This window comes from Marinomonas sp. ABL3_031 (genome assembly GCF_056161265.1).
The window spans coordinates 69,389-86,959 of sequence record NZ_JBSWYU010000005.1; the positions used below are offsets into that span (position 1 = coordinate 69,389).

At 43.5% G+C, this 17,571-nt stretch carries 17 protein-coding genes and 1 other RNA gene; 12 read left to right on the forward strand and 6 right to left on the reverse strand.

Going from position 1 to position 17,571, the window contains the following annotated elements; all coding sequences use genetic code 11:
- Nucleotides 1-400: 400 nt before the first annotated feature.
- The 3 genes from hemE to ACXAH2_RS07640 all read right to left on the reverse strand — a co-directional run bounded on the left by hemE (nt 401) and on the right by ACXAH2_RS07640 (nt 2,947).
- On the reverse strand, nt 401-1,501 hold the full coding sequence (gene hemE / locus ACXAH2_RS07630) for a uroporphyrinogen decarboxylase (protein WP_475077619.1): 1,101 nt from the start codon (nt 1,499-1,501) through the stop codon (nt 401-403).
- Between the two features lie 143 nt (nt 1,502-1,644).
- Nucleotides 1,645-2,469 (reverse strand): DUF2927 domain-containing protein, encoded by an 825-nt coding sequence (locus tag ACXAH2_RS07635; protein ID WP_475077621.1) that lies wholly within the window; start codon nt 2,467-2,469, stop codon nt 1,645-1,647.
- Entirely contained in the window at nt 2,411-2,947 is a 537-nt protein-coding gene (locus ACXAH2_RS07640; RefSeq protein WP_475077623.1) for an NUDIX hydrolase, read from the reverse strand. The genes ACXAH2_RS07635 and ACXAH2_RS07640 overlap by 59 nt, the downstream gene beginning before the upstream one ends.
- Nucleotides 2,948-3,262: 315 nt before the next feature.
- On the opposite strand from ACXAH2_RS07640, the gene astE reads away from it, so the two are divergent.
- From astE to traF (ACXAH2_RS07680), 8 genes are all read left to right on the forward strand, one after another.
- The gene (gene astE / locus ACXAH2_RS07645; RefSeq protein WP_475077624.1) at nt 3,263-4,264 is read left to right on the forward strand and encodes a succinylglutamate desuccinylase; all 1,002 of its coding nucleotides are present in this window, start codon (nt 3,263-3,265) and stop codon (nt 4,262-4,264) included.
- A gap of 68 nt (nt 4,265-4,332) precedes the next feature.
- Nucleotides 4,333-5,439, forward strand: coding sequence for a zinc ABC transporter substrate-binding protein (locus ACXAH2_RS07650; protein WP_475077625.1), 1,107 nt, complete (start codon nt 4,333-4,335; stop codon nt 5,437-5,439).
- 117 nt (nt 5,440-5,556) lie between these two features.
- Nucleotides 5,557-6,531, forward strand: coding sequence for a KpsF/GutQ family sugar-phosphate isomerase (locus ACXAH2_RS07655; RefSeq protein WP_475077626.1), 975 nt, complete (start codon nt 5,557-5,559; stop codon nt 6,529-6,531).
- Between the two features lie 61 nt (nt 6,532-6,592).
- A complete protein-coding gene (gene kdsA / locus ACXAH2_RS07660) occupies nt 6,593-7,450 on the forward strand; it encodes a 3-deoxy-8-phosphooctulonate synthase (protein ID WP_475077627.1) in 858 nt (285 codons plus the stop codon).
- A gap of 3 nt (nt 7,451-7,453) precedes the next feature.
- The gene (locus tag ACXAH2_RS07665; protein WP_475077628.1) at nt 7,454-8,047 is read left to right on the forward strand and encodes a KdsC family phosphatase; all 594 of its coding nucleotides are present in this window, start codon (nt 7,454-7,456) and stop codon (nt 8,045-8,047) included.
- A complete protein-coding gene (gene kdsB, locus ACXAH2_RS07670) occupies nt 8,037-8,849 on the forward strand; it encodes a 3-deoxy-manno-octulosonate cytidylyltransferase (RefSeq protein WP_475077630.1) in 813 nt (270 codons plus the stop codon). The genes ACXAH2_RS07665 and kdsB overlap by 11 nt, the downstream gene beginning before the upstream one ends.
- A gap of 219 nt (nt 8,850-9,068) precedes the next feature.
- On the forward strand, nt 9,069-10,415 hold the full coding sequence (gene traF / locus ACXAH2_RS07675) for a conjugal transfer protein TraF (protein ID WP_475077631.1): 1,347 nt from the start codon (nt 9,069-9,071) through the stop codon (nt 10,413-10,415).
- Between the two features lie 98 nt (nt 10,416-10,513).
- A complete protein-coding gene (gene traF, locus ACXAH2_RS07680) occupies nt 10,514-11,785 on the forward strand; it encodes a conjugal transfer protein TraF (protein ID WP_475077632.1) in 1,272 nt (423 codons plus the stop codon).
- Nucleotides 11,786-11,798: 13 nt separating this feature from the next.
- Here the strand turns inward: traF (ACXAH2_RS07680) and ACXAH2_RS07685 are convergent, their stop codons facing one another.
- The 3 genes from ACXAH2_RS07685 to ACXAH2_RS07695 all read right to left on the reverse strand — a co-directional run bounded on the left by ACXAH2_RS07685 (nt 11,799) and on the right by ACXAH2_RS07695 (nt 12,994).
- Nucleotides 11,799-12,374 (reverse strand): 5-formyltetrahydrofolate cyclo-ligase, encoded by a 576-nt coding sequence (locus ACXAH2_RS07685; RefSeq protein ID WP_475077634.1) that lies wholly within the window; start codon nt 12,372-12,374, stop codon nt 11,799-11,801.
- Nucleotides 12,375-12,378: 4 nt separating this feature from the next.
- Nucleotides 12,379-12,556, reverse strand: a non-coding RNA gene (ssrS, locus tag ACXAH2_RS07690) — 6S RNA.
- Nucleotides 12,557-12,694: 138 nt separating this feature from the next.
- Nucleotides 12,695-12,994 (reverse strand): cell division protein ZapA, encoded by a 300-nt coding sequence (locus ACXAH2_RS07695; protein WP_353667517.1) that lies wholly within the window; start codon nt 12,992-12,994, stop codon nt 12,695-12,697.
- Nucleotides 12,995-13,138: 144 nt separating this feature from the next.
- Between ACXAH2_RS07695 and prfB the strand changes: the two genes are divergently transcribed.
- The 4 genes from prfB (at nt 13,139) to ACXAH2_RS07715 (ending at nt 17,561) form a co-directional block, all read left to right on the forward strand.
- Nucleotides 13,139-14,234 (forward strand): peptide chain release factor 2 gene (gene prfB, locus ACXAH2_RS07700; RefSeq protein ID WP_475077635.1). Its coding sequence is split into 2 segments (ribosomal slippage): nt 13,139-13,210 and nt 13,212-14,234, totalling 1,095 coding nucleotides; the frame shifts between segments, so codons are not numbered across the junction.
- A 51-nt stretch (nt 14,235-14,285) separates the two neighbouring features.
- Complete coding sequence (gene lysS, locus ACXAH2_RS07705; RefSeq protein WP_475077636.1) at nt 14,286-15,785, forward strand: lysine--tRNA ligase; 1,500 nt, start codon at nt 14,286-14,288, stop codon at nt 15,783-15,785.
- A gap of 104 nt (nt 15,786-15,889) precedes the next feature.
- Nucleotides 15,890-16,948 (forward strand): histidinol-phosphate transaminase, encoded by a 1,059-nt coding sequence (gene hisC / locus ACXAH2_RS07710; protein ID WP_475077637.1) that lies wholly within the window; start codon nt 15,890-15,892, stop codon nt 16,946-16,948.
- A 295-nt stretch (nt 16,949-17,243) separates the two neighbouring features.
- Nucleotides 17,244-17,561 carry a hypothetical protein gene (locus ACXAH2_RS07715; RefSeq protein ID WP_475077639.1) on the forward strand — a complete coding sequence of 106 codons (318 nt, stop codon included), beginning with the start codon at nt 17,244-17,246 and terminating at the stop codon, nt 17,559-17,561.
- The last annotated feature ends 10 nt before the right edge of the window (nt 17,562-17,571 follow it).

The following is a 17,571-nucleotide window of genomic DNA, read 5'->3' on the forward strand; positions in this document are numbered from 1 at the left end:
GAAGGTGCGAATAAGTCTTCTGGACATCAGTCTTATCAGAGAAATGGCCTATCAAGGCAAGAGTGAGCAGGAATGTGAATACCTTTCAATCACTCTTAACACAGAGAGGCCGTTTCTCTGAAAGACCCGAAGGAGACCTACATGGATGTAGGGCATTAGGGCAGCGCAGGAGCTTGCTGCCGAGCGCGGGCTAAGCTCTCTTTATTTTTTGTTAAGCTTCTTGCCAATATGTTCAATATTGAACAGCGAAACCTGCCTCGAATAAAAGAGAGTTATCCACACGCTGAAGTCAGTGGACTTGTTCATACCTTCCTTAAAGCACTTATTAGCATAAAAATAACACTCAATTGCCAAACTCGCCATATTCGCGTCAATGGCGGTGGTTATTTAAATGAGTAGATTACAATCCGTTTAGGGCATCTAAATCATCATATTTGGTCTCATGATATTCTTGGCCAAATCTATGTACCGCATCAATGAGATACTTAGGATGATCAGGGTCAACAAATTGATGAATGCCATGTCCTAAATTAAAAACATGACCACTACCGTGCCCGAAACTCGATAATACCTCTGCTACTTCTCGTTCGATCACTTGTTTGTCCGCATATAATACGCAGGGATCAATGTTACCTTGTAGAGCAACTTGTTTACCAACTCGTGCTCTGGCTTCACCAATGTCTGTGGTCCAATCTAGACCCAAAGCATCTGGCCCGGTTGCTGCAATGTTTTCTAGCCATTGACCGCCGTTTTTAGTAAACAATATAACTGGAATTTTCTGGCCATTATGTTCTCGAATTAAACCGTTCATGATTTGTTTCATGTACAGCAAGGAGAATTGTTGATACATAGGACCACTTAAGATACCGCCCCAAGTATCAAATATTTGAATGGCTTGTGCCCCCGCTTCAATTTGACCATTTAAATAGTGGGTGACAGATTGAGCGAGTTTGTCTAATAGGCTGTGTAAGGTGTTAGGGGATTGGTACATCATGGCTTTTATGTGACGAAAATCTTTACTGGAACCGCCTTCAACCATGTAGGTGGCTAAGGTCCAAGGACTGCCAGAAAAACCAATTAATGGTACGTCACCATTCAAGGCATGGCGAATGGTAGTCACCGCTTTCATGACATAATCTAAATCACTTGCCGTGGTGACTGGCAGAGCGTCTATGTCTGCTTGGCTGCGCATGATGTGCTTGAATCTTGGTCCTTCACCGGCTTCAAAGTACAAGCCCATGCCCATGGCATCAGGTATGGTTAAAATATCAGAAAATAAAATGGCGGCATCTAAGTCATATCGCTTCAAGGGTTGCAAGGTGACTTCACATGCAAAAGCATCATTTTTACAAAGGCTCAAAAAATCCCCAGCGTTGGCGCGGCTTGCGCGATATTCAGGCAAGTAACGGCCGGCTTGTCTCATCATCCAAACCGGTGTTGTGTCCACGGGTTGTTTGAGTAGGGCCCGCAAGAAGCGGTCGTTTTTGAGTTCAGGAAACATTAAAGCTCTCCAGGGTAAATACAAACTGATTACAGTTTACCTAACTTAATCAGGAATTCAGAGTGAATAAGTAATATTTATGAGGGGTTTTGCAAAAAAATTAAAATAACATTGATTTATAACAGTTTTCACATAACTTGATCCTAGTCTCCAAGGTAGTGCTTTAGGCTGAATTCTTGAACGCGTTCATTGGCATATCTAATGTCTCCATTGGTTTTTAATTCTGATAATACATTGGCAAAAGAGGCACGGGTTTGAGTAACGTTCATGCCGGGTTTAAGGGTGTTTGAATAAAGTGCTTTGAGCAAAATGTAATCCAGCGGGCTCAAATAGGTATCCACACTAACATCATTAAAAACGGATGGATAAACGTCATTAGAGTCATTAGGTAGGCCGAGTAATTGAGTGATTTCTTCGACCACACAGTCTAAAAAACGTGCTTTGCTGCGGGCGTAATCGACCGGAATAATAATGACGCCACGAGTGATTTCATAGCGTCCATTGCGGCGAAAATTACCCAAACAAATGGCTTCATTCAACGCGGCACGAATAGTATCTGGGTCGCCTATGTATTGGCGTACCTTGTCTTCCAGCTTGGCGTATTCTGTGAAAATAACGAATATATTGGCGTCTGATACTTGATCGGTAAAATTGATGGGTAGCTTTGTGATGTGCGACAGGTGTTGGCTGTGCACACTGAGTAATTCTTTTTGTAGGTTGGCATTACCAAAATCACTGGCAAAATAAAGTTGGATAGGATTTTTCCAGCGAATGATTTTCGGGTGATTGGTTTCTTTGTATTCTCTTTGTAGGGCGATTTTAATAAAACTTTCTTCGATATAGTCATCATCTTGCCAACGTTCCTTGGCATGTCCTGTTGAGCCAATAATAAGAGTAAAACCGATAAGACTATAGAGGATCGTCCGCATGCGGTTGAGTAAGCTGATTGGCATAATGTTGTAAAGCATCAAAAGAATCCGGTGTAAAATCTAATTCGTTAGGGTTTTGCAAAATATCTTCCATGCTCATTTCGTGAACAGAAGCCACTTCTTTGGGTTGCAGCATGAGATCCCCGTGTATTTCGGGAAGATAATGACAAGTATAAATCTTTCCCCAGATTTTGAAGCCTTCTCCTTGGGTAAAGAATATTCCCTGACTTTCAAGAGGGGCATCAAATCCTAATTCTTCGTGTAATTCTCGATGTGCAGAAACCAAATAAGACTCGCCTTTGGCCACTACACCCCCAGTGGTAATACCATAAAAACCGGGGCAGAATGCTTTATCATCAGTACGTTTTTGCACCAGTAGATTACCGCTTGGCATGAAGACTAAAATGTAAGTGACCCTGTGAAAATCCTCACCAAAGTTCATCAAGCGACGGGGAATATCACCAACAATTTGATTGTGTTGGTTGACTAAAATAATGACTTCGTCATTTTCTGGCATACATTACTCAATTACAGGCGTGGAATCAAAGTGAAAGGGTATCGGCATTTGGTTGCAAAGAAAAGCTTTAGATACTTAATCTAGGACAGATAATGCCTTTGTTTGACGCTTTTTTATTAGGGGTTGGAAAAGTGTTGTAAATGCGACCTCAACTTACGATTTCTTTCTATAGAATTCATTCTATGGGTGATAGCGCTCTTTTTTCATGAGCTGAATGGTTATCATAGGATAAATGGCATACAGCGCAGGTAAAAATAATCGATGAAAAGGCAACACTCAACCAATGGTATTCCAAGATTCAAGGATCAAGATTTTTTGGCCCATACACTAGCGTATCCAGAAGAGTTAAAACTTGATGAGGGGGCAGAGTTTGCGTTTTGTAGTGGTCATGCCTTTTACCAAGGTACAGGCATACTATGTCTTGAACCTAAACAGGCCGTTGCTAATATCAGTTTAGTTTTGTCGGCTGGCATACACGGTAATGAAACGGGGCCAATTGAGTTACTTAATAATTTGGTGATGGACATATTGTCTGGAAAAGTGAGTTTGGGCATTCGTTTATTGTGTATCATTGGTAACCCCCAAGCAGCTTTGACTGCCGAGCGTTTTTGCGAGGTGAACCTTAATCGTCTGTTTTGTGGCGCTTGGCAGCAACAGCAGGGTTATGAAGCAAAACGAGCTGAACAGCTGGAAGCCTCTGTAAGCGCTTTTTTCGAAGATGAGAAAGGACGCGATGCTCAGCGCTTACATTATGATTTACATACCGCTATTCGCGATTCAGTTCATGAAAAATTTGCTGTTCATCCTTATGTTTCGAATGGTCGATATCGACAACAGCAGTTAGCTTTCCTAGCGGCCTGCGGTGTTGAGGCGGTGTTGTTTTCCCATCAGGCGACCACGACTTTCTCCTATTACAGTTTTGCTCATCACGCAGCGCAAGCCTTTACGCTTGAGTTGGGTAAAGTGCGAGCTTTTGGTGATAATGATCCAGCCAATTTTGTAAACTTAAAAGACTGTTTATTACAATTAATTGTGAGTGGTGAATTAGCTCAAGAAGAAGTGGACAAACTTAAGCTGTTTCAAGTGGTCGCGGCATTAACTAAAGACGCGCAAGACTATCGTTTGAATATTGCTGATGATGTGGCGAATTTTACCGCTTTTACGCAAGGATTTTGTCTGGCGGAGTCAAGTTTCGGGCATTACCACATTGAGCAGCAAGACGATGCTATTGTGTTTCCTAATACAAAATTACCTGTTGGACAGAGAGCGGGCTTGGTGGTGCGATCTCAGTTTAAAGAATATTTCTCAATAGAATAAGTGAGTATCTTGAAAGATAGTAATGAATATCGTATTGTTACGTTATAACGTTTTTGAGGTGTTTACAAATGAATAAGCTTTTATTGACTTTAGGTGTGTCTGCTTTATCTCCTTTGGCTTTAGCAAAACCCGTGGTGGTTACCAGTATTAAACCTGTTTCTATGGTGGTTGCGGCCATTGCGGGTGATCGTGCTGAGATCGAACAAATCGTATCTAATTCTGCTTCGCCACATGATTTTGCTTTACGCCCTTCGGATTTACGTAAAATCAATAATGCTGATGCTGTGGTGTGGGTGGGGGAGTCATTAGAACGCTTCTTGGAAAAACCATTAGAAAATGCTGGTAAAGAAGACACGGCAATCGAATGGTTGGCTTTGGAAGGTATGAAGCTGCATAATTTTGCTGAAGGTCATGAGCATCACCATGATGAAGAGCATGATGATCACGATCATGACAAGCACCATGATGATCACGACAAGCACCATGATGATCATGAAAAGCACCACGATGAACATCATGACGAACATGGTCACGACGATCACGATCATGATAAGCATCACGATGACCATGCAGATCACGACGAGCACCATGCAGATCACGACGAGCACCATGATGACCATGACGATGAACATCATGAGGGACATGAAGGACACGACCACTCAGGTGTTGATCCTCATGTATGGTTATCACCGGATAATGCCAAAGTTCTTGCTGCCGCAGTGGCGCAACGTTTGTCAGCCATCGACAGCAAAAACGCCAGTTATTATCAGGACAACTTAGTTAAATTTGAACAAGGCGTTTCAGCGGTAGACGCGCAAGTGAAAGCTTCTTTGGCGAAAGTGCATGATGTTCCTTATATTGTTTTTCACGATGGTTACAGCTACTTTGAGCAACAATATGGCTTGCACCATGTTGGTGAAATCACGGTCAGTCCTGAACGGAAACCGGGTGCGAAAAAAGTCGCTGAATTGCGTCATATGATTGAAGACAACCAAGTGCAGTGTGTGTTTAGTGAACCTCAGTTCAGCCCAGCTATTGTGAAGGCTTTATTGGATGGTTCTAAAGTTAACACTGCACCTCTGGATCCTTTGGGTGGCAAAGTTACCCTGAATAGTGAGGCTTACTACAATTTCTTAGAAGGCATGGCAGATACCTTCTCAAATTGTCTTCGCTAGTCAACCTAATCGACAGAATAAAGAGCGTCCCTTGTGGCGCTCTTTTTGTTTTGGTTGTCTGCTGTGACCCTGTATAATAAGGCCACTTTTTAGCGGCTTGATCAGCAGAGAGGAATTATGACAGTCCCATCTTCTATGAGTACCGACACGGATGCTTTGATTGCCAGTGCTCAACGAACCTTGTCCACTCAGGCACAAGCGCTTGCCAACCTTGCTTCGCAAGTCACCGAAGAATTTGCCAACGCGGTGCGTATGATTCTCGCCAGTAAGGGCAGAACCATTATCTGTGGTATGGGAAAATCTGGACTCATCGGTAAGAAAATAGCGGCGACCTTGGCTTCCACTGGTACTCCGAGCTTTTTCCTGCACCCTGGTGAAGCGTTTCACGGTGATTTAGGGATGATTCAGGCGGAAGACACCCTGATTCTGATCAGTTATTCTGGTGAAACCGAAGAGTTGATGCGTTTGTTGCCGTCCCTTAAGAGTTTTGGCAATCCAAGCATCGCTTTAGTGGGTAACATGGAATCCACGTTAGCCAAACATTGTGATTGTGTGCTGGATATCTCTGTTGATAAAGAAACCTGTCCAAACAATCTTGCTCCCACCACTTCTACTACCATGACCACGGCCATGGGAGATGCTTTGGCGGTGGCGCTGATGGAGTGCCGCTCTTTTCAGCCGCATGATTTTGCCCGTTTTCACCCAGGTGGCAGCCTAGGTCGCAAGCTTTTGACCCGTGTTAAAGACATAATGCACAAAGACAATCTGCCCATTTGTTCGCCAGATACGTCCATGAAAGATGCCATTAATATCATGACACAGGGACGCAAAGGGGTGGTCTTGGTTCAACAAGAGGATGAACTCTTGGGTGTCTTTACTGACGGGGATTTACGTCGTGCTATGCTGCAAGACACACAGGACATAATGCATAAACAGATCGGCAGCCTAATGACCGCGAACCCGAAAACCATTAATGAAAATATCATGATAGTGGAAGCAGAAGAGCGCATGTTGAAGGATAAAATTACCCTTTTGGTGGTGGTGAATGACCAACAGAAGGTGTCAGGTATATTAGAAATTTACGATCGCTGATCGCAATTTACGATCCTTGATCGCGCCAAATCGCGCTAAATAGAATTTTACAGGAGTGCTTATGTCACAAACATCTAAAATCATTAACATCGGCGATAGCATCCAAGTTGCCAACCATTTGCCATTTGTTTTATTTAGTGGCATGAACGTATTAGAGTCTCGCGATATGGCGATGAAGGTGGCCGAAGAACACGTAAAAGTTATTCAAGCCTTGGACATTCCCTATGTGTTCAAAGGCTCGTTTGACAAAGCCAACCGTTCTTCCATCACTTCTTTCCGTGGCCCAGGCATGGAAGAGGGACTGAAAATATTACAAGAAATCAAGGACACTTTTAATGTGCCTGTGATCACGGATGTGCATGAAGCCTATCAGTGCGCTCCTGTGGCAGAAGTGGCAGATGTTATACAATTGCCTGCTTTCTTGTCTCGCCAGACTGACCTAGTGGTCGCCATGGCGCAAACCGGCGCTGTCATTAACATCAAGAAAGCGCAATTTCTTGCGCCTCATGAAATGAAGCACATTTTGAAAAAATGTGAAGAGGCGGGTAACGACAAACTGATGCTGTGTGAGCGCGGCACCATGATGGGCTACAACAATCTTGTAGTGGACATGTTGGGCTTTGGTGAAATGAAGAAATTCGATTACCCAGTGATGTTCGATGTGACCCATTCATTACAGCGTCCTGGTGGTCGCGAAGATTCGGCGGATGGTCGTCGTGCACAAGTTACTGAATTAGCTCGCGCAGGTATGTCGCTTGGCTTGTCTAGTTTATTCTTGGAAACTCACCCAACCCCAGATATCGCCAAATGTGACGGTCCATGTGCTTTGCCACTGAGTAAGCTAGCGCCATTCTTGAAGCAAATGAAGCAGCTAGATGAGTTAGTGAAAACCTTTGAAACATTGGACACGAGTGTGTAAATCATGATGGATCACGCTCTGCTTGCGCAATACCCCATACTGACCTCAGAGCCATCTATACTAACCCGCTTACAGACTCTCAAGCTGGTGGTATTTGATGTGGATGGCGTGCTGACGGACGGCGGCCTTCTTTATGGTGAGGCCGGTGAAAGTATCAAACGCTTCAATGTTAAAGATGGCGTTGCCATGAAGTTATTGCCTAAGTGGGGCGTCAAGGTCGCTGTCATTACCGCGAAAGATTCACCGGCGTTGCGTGCACGCATGCAGGATTTAAAGGTCGAGCATTTTTACCCAGGTTGCCACGACAAAGCCGCTGCTTTCGCAGAGTTGATTCAGCAGCTTGACCTAGAAGCGGCACAGGTTGCCTATGTAGGAGACGATGTGATCGATCTGCAAGTTATGCCACAGGTTGGCTTAGCCATGTGTCCAGCGGATGCGCACACTTTATTGTTGCGTCATTGTTCTTTGGTGCTGACGAAAGCGGCAGGGCAAGGTGTGGCAAGAGAGGTTGCCGACTTGATTTTAGCATCACGAATGCCTTTAGAAGCCGCCTATGAATTAGCCCAACAACCGGAGTTTGAACGTCATGATGATTGATGCCGCAAGTTTACCTGATTTTCACATTGTGATTCCTGCGCGCTTTGCGTCTCAGCGTTTTCCGCAAAAGCTAATGGCTGACCTAGGCGGCAAGCCTGTTTTGCAATGGGTTCATGAGCTGTCTCTAAAAGCAGGCGCTAAAAGTGTCACCATTGCGACAGATCATCAAAGCATTTTTGATGCCGCAAACGCTTTTGGTGCTCAAGTGGTGATGACCCGAGATGATCATGAAAATGGTACCGAGCGTTTAGCGGAAGTGGCCTCTCATATGAGGTGGGCTGGTGACGAAATTGTTGTTAATGTGCAAGGGGATGAGCCTTTTCTTCCTGTGGCATTAATTCATGCGACAGTGAACGCCTTGGCACAAGATGCGCAATCGGAAATGGCGACGGTGGCCTGTCGCATTGATGATATGCAAGATTACTTGAACCCCAATATGGTGAAAGTGGTGTGTGATGCCAAACAACGTGCGTTGTATTTCAGTCGAGCCCCGATTCCTTATGATAGGGATGGCTTGGTAAAAATGGCTCAGAGCAATCAAGCGGCGGAAGATTTTTTGCCATTGGATCTACCTGTGATGCGCCATATTGGTTTGTATGTGTATCGCGCCAGCTTGCTAAACAAATACGCTGAACTGCCCATGTCGCCCTTAGAGCGTTGGGAAAAACTGGAACAGCTTAGATTTTTGCATCAAGGAATAAAGGTTCAAGTGGCCATTGCTGACAGTTTGCCTTCCCACGGTGTTGATACGCCGGAAGATTTGGAAAAATTGCGTCATCAACTGACGTTGGATAATGCTTGATATCCATATCTTTGTGATATTTTCTATATAAGAGAGTGAATGAAGGACTTTGAGTCACCTTTCTATGAGCTGTTATATCTTTCATAAAAAGTCCCTAAATACTGCGATTTTTGTCGGTATTGTGTAAATTTTGGGTTTACTTTTTCCTCAAATGTAATATTTTCTTATTAATGTGTAATCAGTTTGCATGACTTGTATGATTTTTTGAAGGATTTGATCATGAAAAAATTGCTTGTTCTCTCTACCAGTTTATTAAGCACAGCGGCCATGGCGGCCATGCCAGTTAACCAACCTATTGGCTCCAGCTTCGTTCTCAGTAGCTCTCCTAATAAGCGTGCGCTTGCTACGGCATTAGGCAATCCTGCGGCGCCTTTTTTAATGGTTAATGAACAAGACGATGACAATTTCCGTTTTGGTATTGTCGGTCCTATTGGTGCTGGTGTTGAAATGGGAGATGTCAGTGATCTCTCTGATCGTGCCGAGGAAATTGAAGATATAGTTGATATTGACTATGCTGATTTAGTCAATAATGCGACTTCAGTTAATGACTTAGAAACTAAGGCTAGAGCTAGAGCAGAGGAAGCTGCTCAGGATGTTGAGGATATTCTTGCTGATATATCCGAAGATGCTTACGTGAAAGTTTCTGCAAGTACGCAAGTGCCTTTTATGCCAGTTATATATAAAACTAAAACTAATGGCGCGTTTATGTTAGATGCTAGTCTTTCACTAATAACAAAAGCGAATCTAATTGCAGGAGATGTGACCACAAATATTGAACAGGTTGGTAACGATGTGGATGCAAATGTATCAACAGATACTTCGTTTAATGCTCAAACTGCGGTAGATCTTGCAGTAGGACTTGGATATAGCCAATCATTATGGGAAAACTCTCATGGTATGCTAGTGGGCGGCGTTAAAGCGACAATGCACAATATATCTATGGGTCGAGCTTTAGTCTCGTTGGATGATGAGGATACTGATGCTGGTGACGCTATATCAGATGCTATAGATGATGGTGCGGTTGAATCTACTGGTATAGGTATTGATTTAGGGGCTGTTTGGGTATCTCATCACTATCAAGTTGGTGTAACGCTTGCGAATGTTAATGAACCAGAGTTTGATGGTGTCACATTAGATTCAAGTTGCTCAAGTAGAAGTTGTGATGCGGCTAAAAATTTAATTGATCAGGGTAAAGTGACATCTGGTCAAAAATATGTAATGGAAATGCAAACTACCCTAGATCTAGCTATTAGTACTGCCGGGGATCAAATAACTTTAGGTATGTCTTACGATACTAACCCAGTAGAAGACGCTGTGGGTGACGAATATCAATGGGCTGCGGCTTCCTTGTCTTACTATGGTGATTCTCACTTCTTGCCAGGCTTGCGCGTAGGTTTCCGTCAAAATATGGCGGGTTCTGAGTTAAGTTATGTTACTGCTGGTTTAACGATTTTGAAACGCCTCAACCTTGATGTCGCTGTTGCAACTGATACTGTTGAAGACGAGGATGGTGATGAAATACCACGAAGTGCTTACTTTTCATTAAGTTACGACACAGCATTTTAATGGGTAAAGTATCAGGAAAAAAGCCGATAACCTGTTAAGGTTTTCGGCTTTTTTTTAGCGCGAAAATAGGTATGTTTCTCTAACTGGACGATACATTGATGCGCTATTTATTGTTATTAATGGGAGTAATAAGCACAGGAGCAATGGCTTCTTCTCCAACAGGAAGCAGTACTGTACTCGGAAGTTATGCTAACCGTCAGTCATTAATTACCTCCTCATTTAATCCTGCTGCCCCTTATTTGATGACAAATATCTCAAGTCTGCGAGCTGGATTTTTGGGGCCTTTAAATATTGGTTTTGAGGTGGGTGATGTAGGAGATCTTGAGGATCAAGTTGAAGACTTGGAAGATATTCTTGATGCGACTTACACCGATGCCGCAAATGCTCAGGCTGCTATCAACCAAGCCAATGCTATTTTAAGTGATATAGGTAAGACAGCCTATGTGAAATTCTCTGGTTCGGTACAAGCTCCTTTCACTCCCATTATTTATAAAACGAATAATCGTGGGGCTTTTGTTTTGGATGCGGATGCCTCATTTGTGAATCGTGTCGGGGTTTTAGCGGATGATATTGTACAGGGCACCTCTGGTTCAGAGGTTGTGCTTGCTTCTGATACTTCTGTTCATGTGAAGAAGGTAACTGATTATCGCTTTGGTGTGGGATATAGCCAATCTCTGGGACGGCCTGTGAGCGGTGTTTGGGTAGTGGGAGGGAAGCTGAATTTTCACAGTATGGGATTAGGGCAAGAGGTTGCTCTACTTAATAGCGAGGACGACGATGTCTCTGATGCTTTTGATGACTTTTTTATGAGTCGCAAGAATGCTCAGTCAAATGTCAGTATTGATCTGGGAGCCATCTGGACGGCGAAAAATTATCAGTTAGGTGCAACGGTGACCAGCATCAATGAACCGGAATTTGATTTTGATGAGATTGGCAATTGTGATGGATTATCAGGATCTGCTTTGTCGAAATGCAACGCCATTGGTCGATTAGCAGAGAATGGCCAGCTTAGTTTAAATGATACTTATAAAATGAAAGCTCAGTTGACGGTAGATGCCGCGATCATGTCTACCAATCAAAATTGGTCCATTGCGGTTTCACACGCTGTAAATTCAGTGGCAGATCCCGTTGGAGATAAATATCAATGGAATACAATATCCTTATCCTATTTCAGCGATAATCTTATTTTTCCCGGTATTCGTTTGGGTTATCGAAAAAATGAAGCTGGCAGCAAGTTGAGTTATATGACCATGGGCACAACACTGTTTCGCCGCTTGGATTTAGACTTAGCCTATAGTACGCAGCGAAACAGTGGCGAAGACCTACCACGTAGCTTGTATTTTTCCATTGCTTACAATTTAGCCTTCTAGGCTAATTAATAGATTAGATTTGTATACGTTGACTGGGGCTCAGTATCCCTTCCAATGGAACATCCCAATTTTCTAAAGGCAGTTTTTCTACTTGTTGGCAGTCATGTGCTAGACCAATGAGCAAGGGGTTTTGTTGCGATTTTTTATTGGCAAAACTGCGGTCATAAAAACCACCTCCCATGCCTAAACGACCCCCTTGTGCGTCAAAACCTACTAATGGCATGAATACTAGATCAAGTTCATCTGGCTTAACATATTCAGATGTGATGGGTTCTGCAATGCCAAAACGATTGTCCCGCCACAAGCTGTTAGCGTCATATAGTGCAAATTGTAAGTGTTCATTCTGAACCACAGGTAAATAGGTTGTTATCTTATGTTGCCAACAATACTCACATATCAGGTGCGGCGAAATTTCTCCATCATTAGCAAGATATAAGGCAACACGATTTGCTGTTTGCAGCCAAGGCGACTGTAAGGCTTGTTCAAGTAATGTTTGCGCGGCTTGATCTTGCTGCTGTGGGGATAATTGTCGTCTTGCCTGGCGTAAGGATTGGCGAAGCGATTGACGATCAAGTGTTGTGTTGGTCATGAAAGGGTTTCCCAAGTTGCCGTTTCGACTATTGGCCTTGAACCCAGTGGTTCAAGGTGGAAAAAGCTGTGATTCTTTAGGCTTTCCGACGCACGGACATGCACACCAAACCAGCAGGCCTTTTCCAGGGTATTACTCATAGGCTCAAGGGCGTTAAGCCGCTACGCACAACCCAGGAAACCAGTGAAGTATAGAGCAAGTGCTAATAAAAATCACGGGCTGAGCCATTCGCTTTGCTGAGCTGTATGAAAATTTTCGTTTCTGTGTCTTATGTCCTGTTCAAATGAACAGGACATAAGCGCTACTTTATATATGGCCGCTTACTCGTTCGCTACTTTGTCGTCATGTGCAAGTGCGGCATCAAGCTGAGAGGTTAACTCTCTTAGCTGCTGTTCATTAGAGCGAGCGTATTTGCGGCCTGAAAGCATATCGTGAGTAATATTCAATGCAGCTAGGACAGCAATTTTTTCCAGGCCAACGATTTTACCGCTGGCTTTGATTTCACGCATTTGATTGTCTAAATACTCAGCAGCTTCTTTTAATTCTGCCTCATGTCCTTTCGGACAATGTATCTTGTAAGTTTGTCCCAGTATGGCGACTGAAACAGTTGGCTTATCCATATTGACTCCAGTTGATAGCAAGGCCCACAAAAAATGGTCAGTTTTTCCATCATTGAGTAGCGAATGGCATTTTATGCTGCGACTAAATTCGTTACAATTCCGAATTAATTTTATCCACACTGTTTATAGCAAATTGACGCCAATATGGAAATAAACCCGATACTTTCACAAATAAAAGACCTAACTGAACGTGCCCTTACTCTTCGGGGGTATCTTTGACTATGATGCAAAGAAAGAACGCTTAGAAGAAGTTAATCGCGAATTAGAAGATCCCGATGTCTGGAACGATCCAGAATACGCTCAAAAACTGGGCAAAGAGCGCTCATCTTTAGAGGCTGTCGTTAATACTTTAAAAAGTATGGACAATGGTTTGCTTGATGCTAAAGAATTGTTAGACATTGCGGTTGAAGAAAACGATGAAGATTCTGTAGAAGCAGTTGAACTTGAATTGGCTGACCTAGAAAATTTGCTGGGCAAATTAGAGTTTCGCCGTATGTTTTCCAAAGAAATGGATGCCAACAATGCTTTCCTAGACATTCAGTCGGGTTCTGGTGGTACAGAAGCCCAAGATTGGGCAAATATGTTGTTACGTATGTATTTGCGTTGGGGGGAAGACAAAGGTTTTAAGGTGGATCTGGTAGAGGTCTCTGCCGGTGAGGTCGCTGGCATCAAGTCGGCGACCATTCGCTTTGAAGGTGAGTATGCATTTGGTTGGTTGCGAACCGAGACGGGCGTGCATCGTTTGGTACGTAAATCCCCATTTGACTCAGGTAACCGTCGTCATACGTCTTTTGCGTCTGTGTTTGTCTCTCCTGAGATCGATGACAATGTTGAAATTGATATTAATCCGGCGGACTTACGTACAGATACTTATCGTTCCTCTGGAGCGGGTGGTCAGCATGTGAATACCACAGATTCTGCGGTACGTATTACCCACGTGCCAACCGGTATTGTGGTGCAATGTCAAAATCAGCGTTCACAGCACGCTAACCGAGACTTTGCGATGAAACAATTGCGTGCCAAGTTGTACGAATTGGAAATGATGAAACGTACCGAAGCAGCGCAAGCGGTTGAAGACAGCAAGTCAGACATAGGTTGGGGCAGTCAAATTCGCTCTTACGTATTGGATTCATCACGTATTAAGGATTTACGTACTGGCGTGGAAAGCTCGAATACGGGTGCGGTGTTGGATGGTAATTTGGACCAGTTTATCGTCGCAAGTTTGAAACAAGGCCTGTAACCAGCGCCCTTACTTATTTTTGAAAAAGTTTAAAGAGTAGATAGCAAAATCATGGCAAACGAAAACACAGAAAGCAGTTTACAATCTGAAGATAATCGTCTTGTGGCGGAACGACGTGGTAAGCTAGCAGCACTTCGCGAACAGCGTAACGCCTTCCCTAACACATTCCGACGTGATGCTTATGCAGTGGATTTGCAAGCGGAATTTGCTGATCTAGAAAAGGCGGAATTGGAAGAGAAAGATCATAACGTCAGCATTGCTGGTCGTATCGTACGTAATCGTGGTGCCTTCATGTTACTACAAGATATGTCTGGTCAGATTCAGGCGTATGTAAACCGCAAAGCCTTGAGTCCTGAGCTGTTAGCAGAGCAAAAAACCTGGGATTTGGGTGACATCATAGGTGTCACAGGGCCAGTGCACAAATCTGGTAAAGGCGATCTGTACATTGATATGCAGTCGGCTGAGTTGTTGACCAAATCTTTGCGTCCATTGCCGGATAAGCATCATGGCTTGTCTGACATGGAGATGCGTTATCGCCAGCGTTATGTGGACTTGATCGTGAATGAAGAATCACGTGACACCTTCCAAGTGCGTTCAAAAATCATTTCGACCATTCGTCGCTTCTTAGAAGATCGTCGTTTCATGGAAGTGGAGACGCCTATGTTGCAAACCATTCCTGGTGGTGCCACAGCGCGTCCTTTCATTACACATCACAACGCGATGGACATGAATATGTACTTGCGTATTGCTCCTGAGCTGTATTTGAAGCGTTTGGTCGTGGGTGGCTTTGAGCGTGTTTTCGAAATTAACCGTAATTTCCGTAACGAAGGGGTATCGACTCGTCACAACCCTGAGTTCACCATGATCGAGTTTTACCAAGCTTACGCGGACTACAAAGATCTAATGGATTTGACAGAAGACATGTTGCGCACAGTGGCTCAGCAAGTTTTGAGCACAACTAAGGTGACTTACCAAGGTTCAGAATACGATTTCGGTGCGCCATTTGTGCGAATGACTATGTTGGAATCGATTCTGCATTACAATCCAGAATTGACCGCAGACGATCTAGAAACCGTTGAGAAAGCCACTGAAGTGGCGAAAAAACTGAAAATCGATGTGAAACCGATTTGGGGCTTGGGCAAGCTGTGGACGGAAATCTTCGAAGAAACTGCTGAGCATAAGTTAGATCAGCCGACATTCATTACAGAATATCCTGCGGAAGTATCGCCATTGGCGCGTCGTAACGATGATAATGAATTCATCACTGACCGTTTTGAGTTCTTCGTAGGTGGTCGTGAGATTGCAAATGGATTCTCAGAGTTAAATGACCCTGAAGATCAAGCAGAGCGTTTCCGTCGTCAGGTGGAAGAGAAAGACGCGGGTGATGATGAAGCCATGCATTACGATGCCGACTACATCAATGCGTTGGAATACGGTTTGCCGCCAACCGCTGGTGAAGGTATTGGTATTGACCGTTTGGTGATGCTGTTTACTGACGCGCCATCCATTCGTGATGTCTTGTTGTTCCCGCATATGCGTCCTCAAGACTGAGTTTGGCCTGCGTTAGAGTAAGATAATGAATAAGGCCTCAATTGAGGCCTTATTTTTATGGTGTTGATGTTGATAAGGCGATGGCCTTTGAATTGGAGACTGGAATGAGTCGTTTTTGGACAGATAAAATTGCTACCCTTGACCCTTATGTGCCGGGTGAGCAGCCACAAGATAAGAAGTACATTAAGCTTAATACTAATGAAAGCCCTTACTCGCCGTCTCCAAAAGCCTTGCAAGCTATGGCGGCTGAGGTGAATGAAAGCCTACGACTTTACCCAGACCCAAATTGCATGAGCTTAAAACAATCGCTTGCTGAGCAATACCAACTTGAGAGCAATCAAGTGTTTGTCGGTAATGGTTCGGATGAAGTCTTGGCTTTGGCTTTTATGGGCTATTTTGCTGGCGGTAAGCCACTGGCGTTTGCGGACATCACTTACAGTTTCTATAAAGTCTACGCGGGCTTATATGGTATCGAACCTAAATTAATTCCATTGAACGATCGTTTTGATATTGTCGCAGAGGATTATCAAGGCTTAGATGTATCGGGAGTGGTGGTGACGAACCCTAATGCGCCAACTGGAAAAGCGTTGCCATTGGCGGATATCGAAGTGATTTTGCAAGCCAATCCAGATGTCATGGTCTTGGTGGACGAAGCCTATGTGGACTTTGGGGCGCAAAGTGCGGTGAGTTTGGTGAATCAATATCCTAACCTTTTGGTGGTGCAAACCATGTCAAAATCTCGTGCTTTGGCGGGGATTCGCGTCGGTTATGCTTTTGGACACGCAGATTTGATCGAAGGTTTGGAGCGTCTGAAAAACTCTTTTAACTCCTACCCAATTGATCGTATTGCTTTGGCGGGTGCAACCGCAGCGGTACAAGATACTGCTTACTTGCAAGAAATCTGTGATAAGACTATTGCGACCCGCGAATATACGGTTAAAGCGCTTAGTGAATTGGGTTACGAGTTGTTACCTTCGGCGACCAATTTTGTGTTTGCGACTCATCCTGATAAGTCAGCAGAGCATGTTTATTTGTCCCTAAAAGAGCAGGGGATATTGGTTCGTTACTTTGGAAATAAGCCGCGTATTGGTAACTATCTGCGTATCACAATTGGTACTGATGAAGAAATGCAGGCGTTAATTTCGGCTTTGCAAACCCTATAAGATACGACTACTCCTTTTACGTTTTGTAAAGGGCATTGTTTTATCTCCGTTTTCTAATTATTTCGTAATAATATGTATCGATATATTGCAATAATGGCTTAATTATGAATTAAAGTTGCAAATGTAAAACGTTCGCAGTAGTATCGATTGTATTAATTTTGAACAATTCGTTGATTTAGGTTAGCTTTTTCAAGTAAATGTGCTCAAAACATGCAAAAGTTGACTTACATTAATCGTTTTTGTGTCAAGGTTAATATCTTTTGAAGTAGAAGTAAGAAAATAGGGACGGAAAACTATGAGTACTTTATCTATCGTGGCATTGGTGTCTGGAACATTGTCCATTTTTTTGCCTATGGGTGGTATTTTTATAGCCATGTTCAGTAGCCTGTTGGCTATGATTGCATTTCGATCTCAACCTACCTTAGCTGCCATTACTTTTGGCATCAATATTATTAACGCCTCCTTTTTAAGTTCTAATTTAGTAACCAGAGAAACCGGTTTTGGCGATGCTTATTTATTGTTAATTGCCTTTCATGTGGTGTTTTTGCTGGTGGGCATTGTGTGGCGCTTGTCTAAGCCAGGCTTTCAAAAGAAACCCCAACGGATTTTATAACCAACGAGAT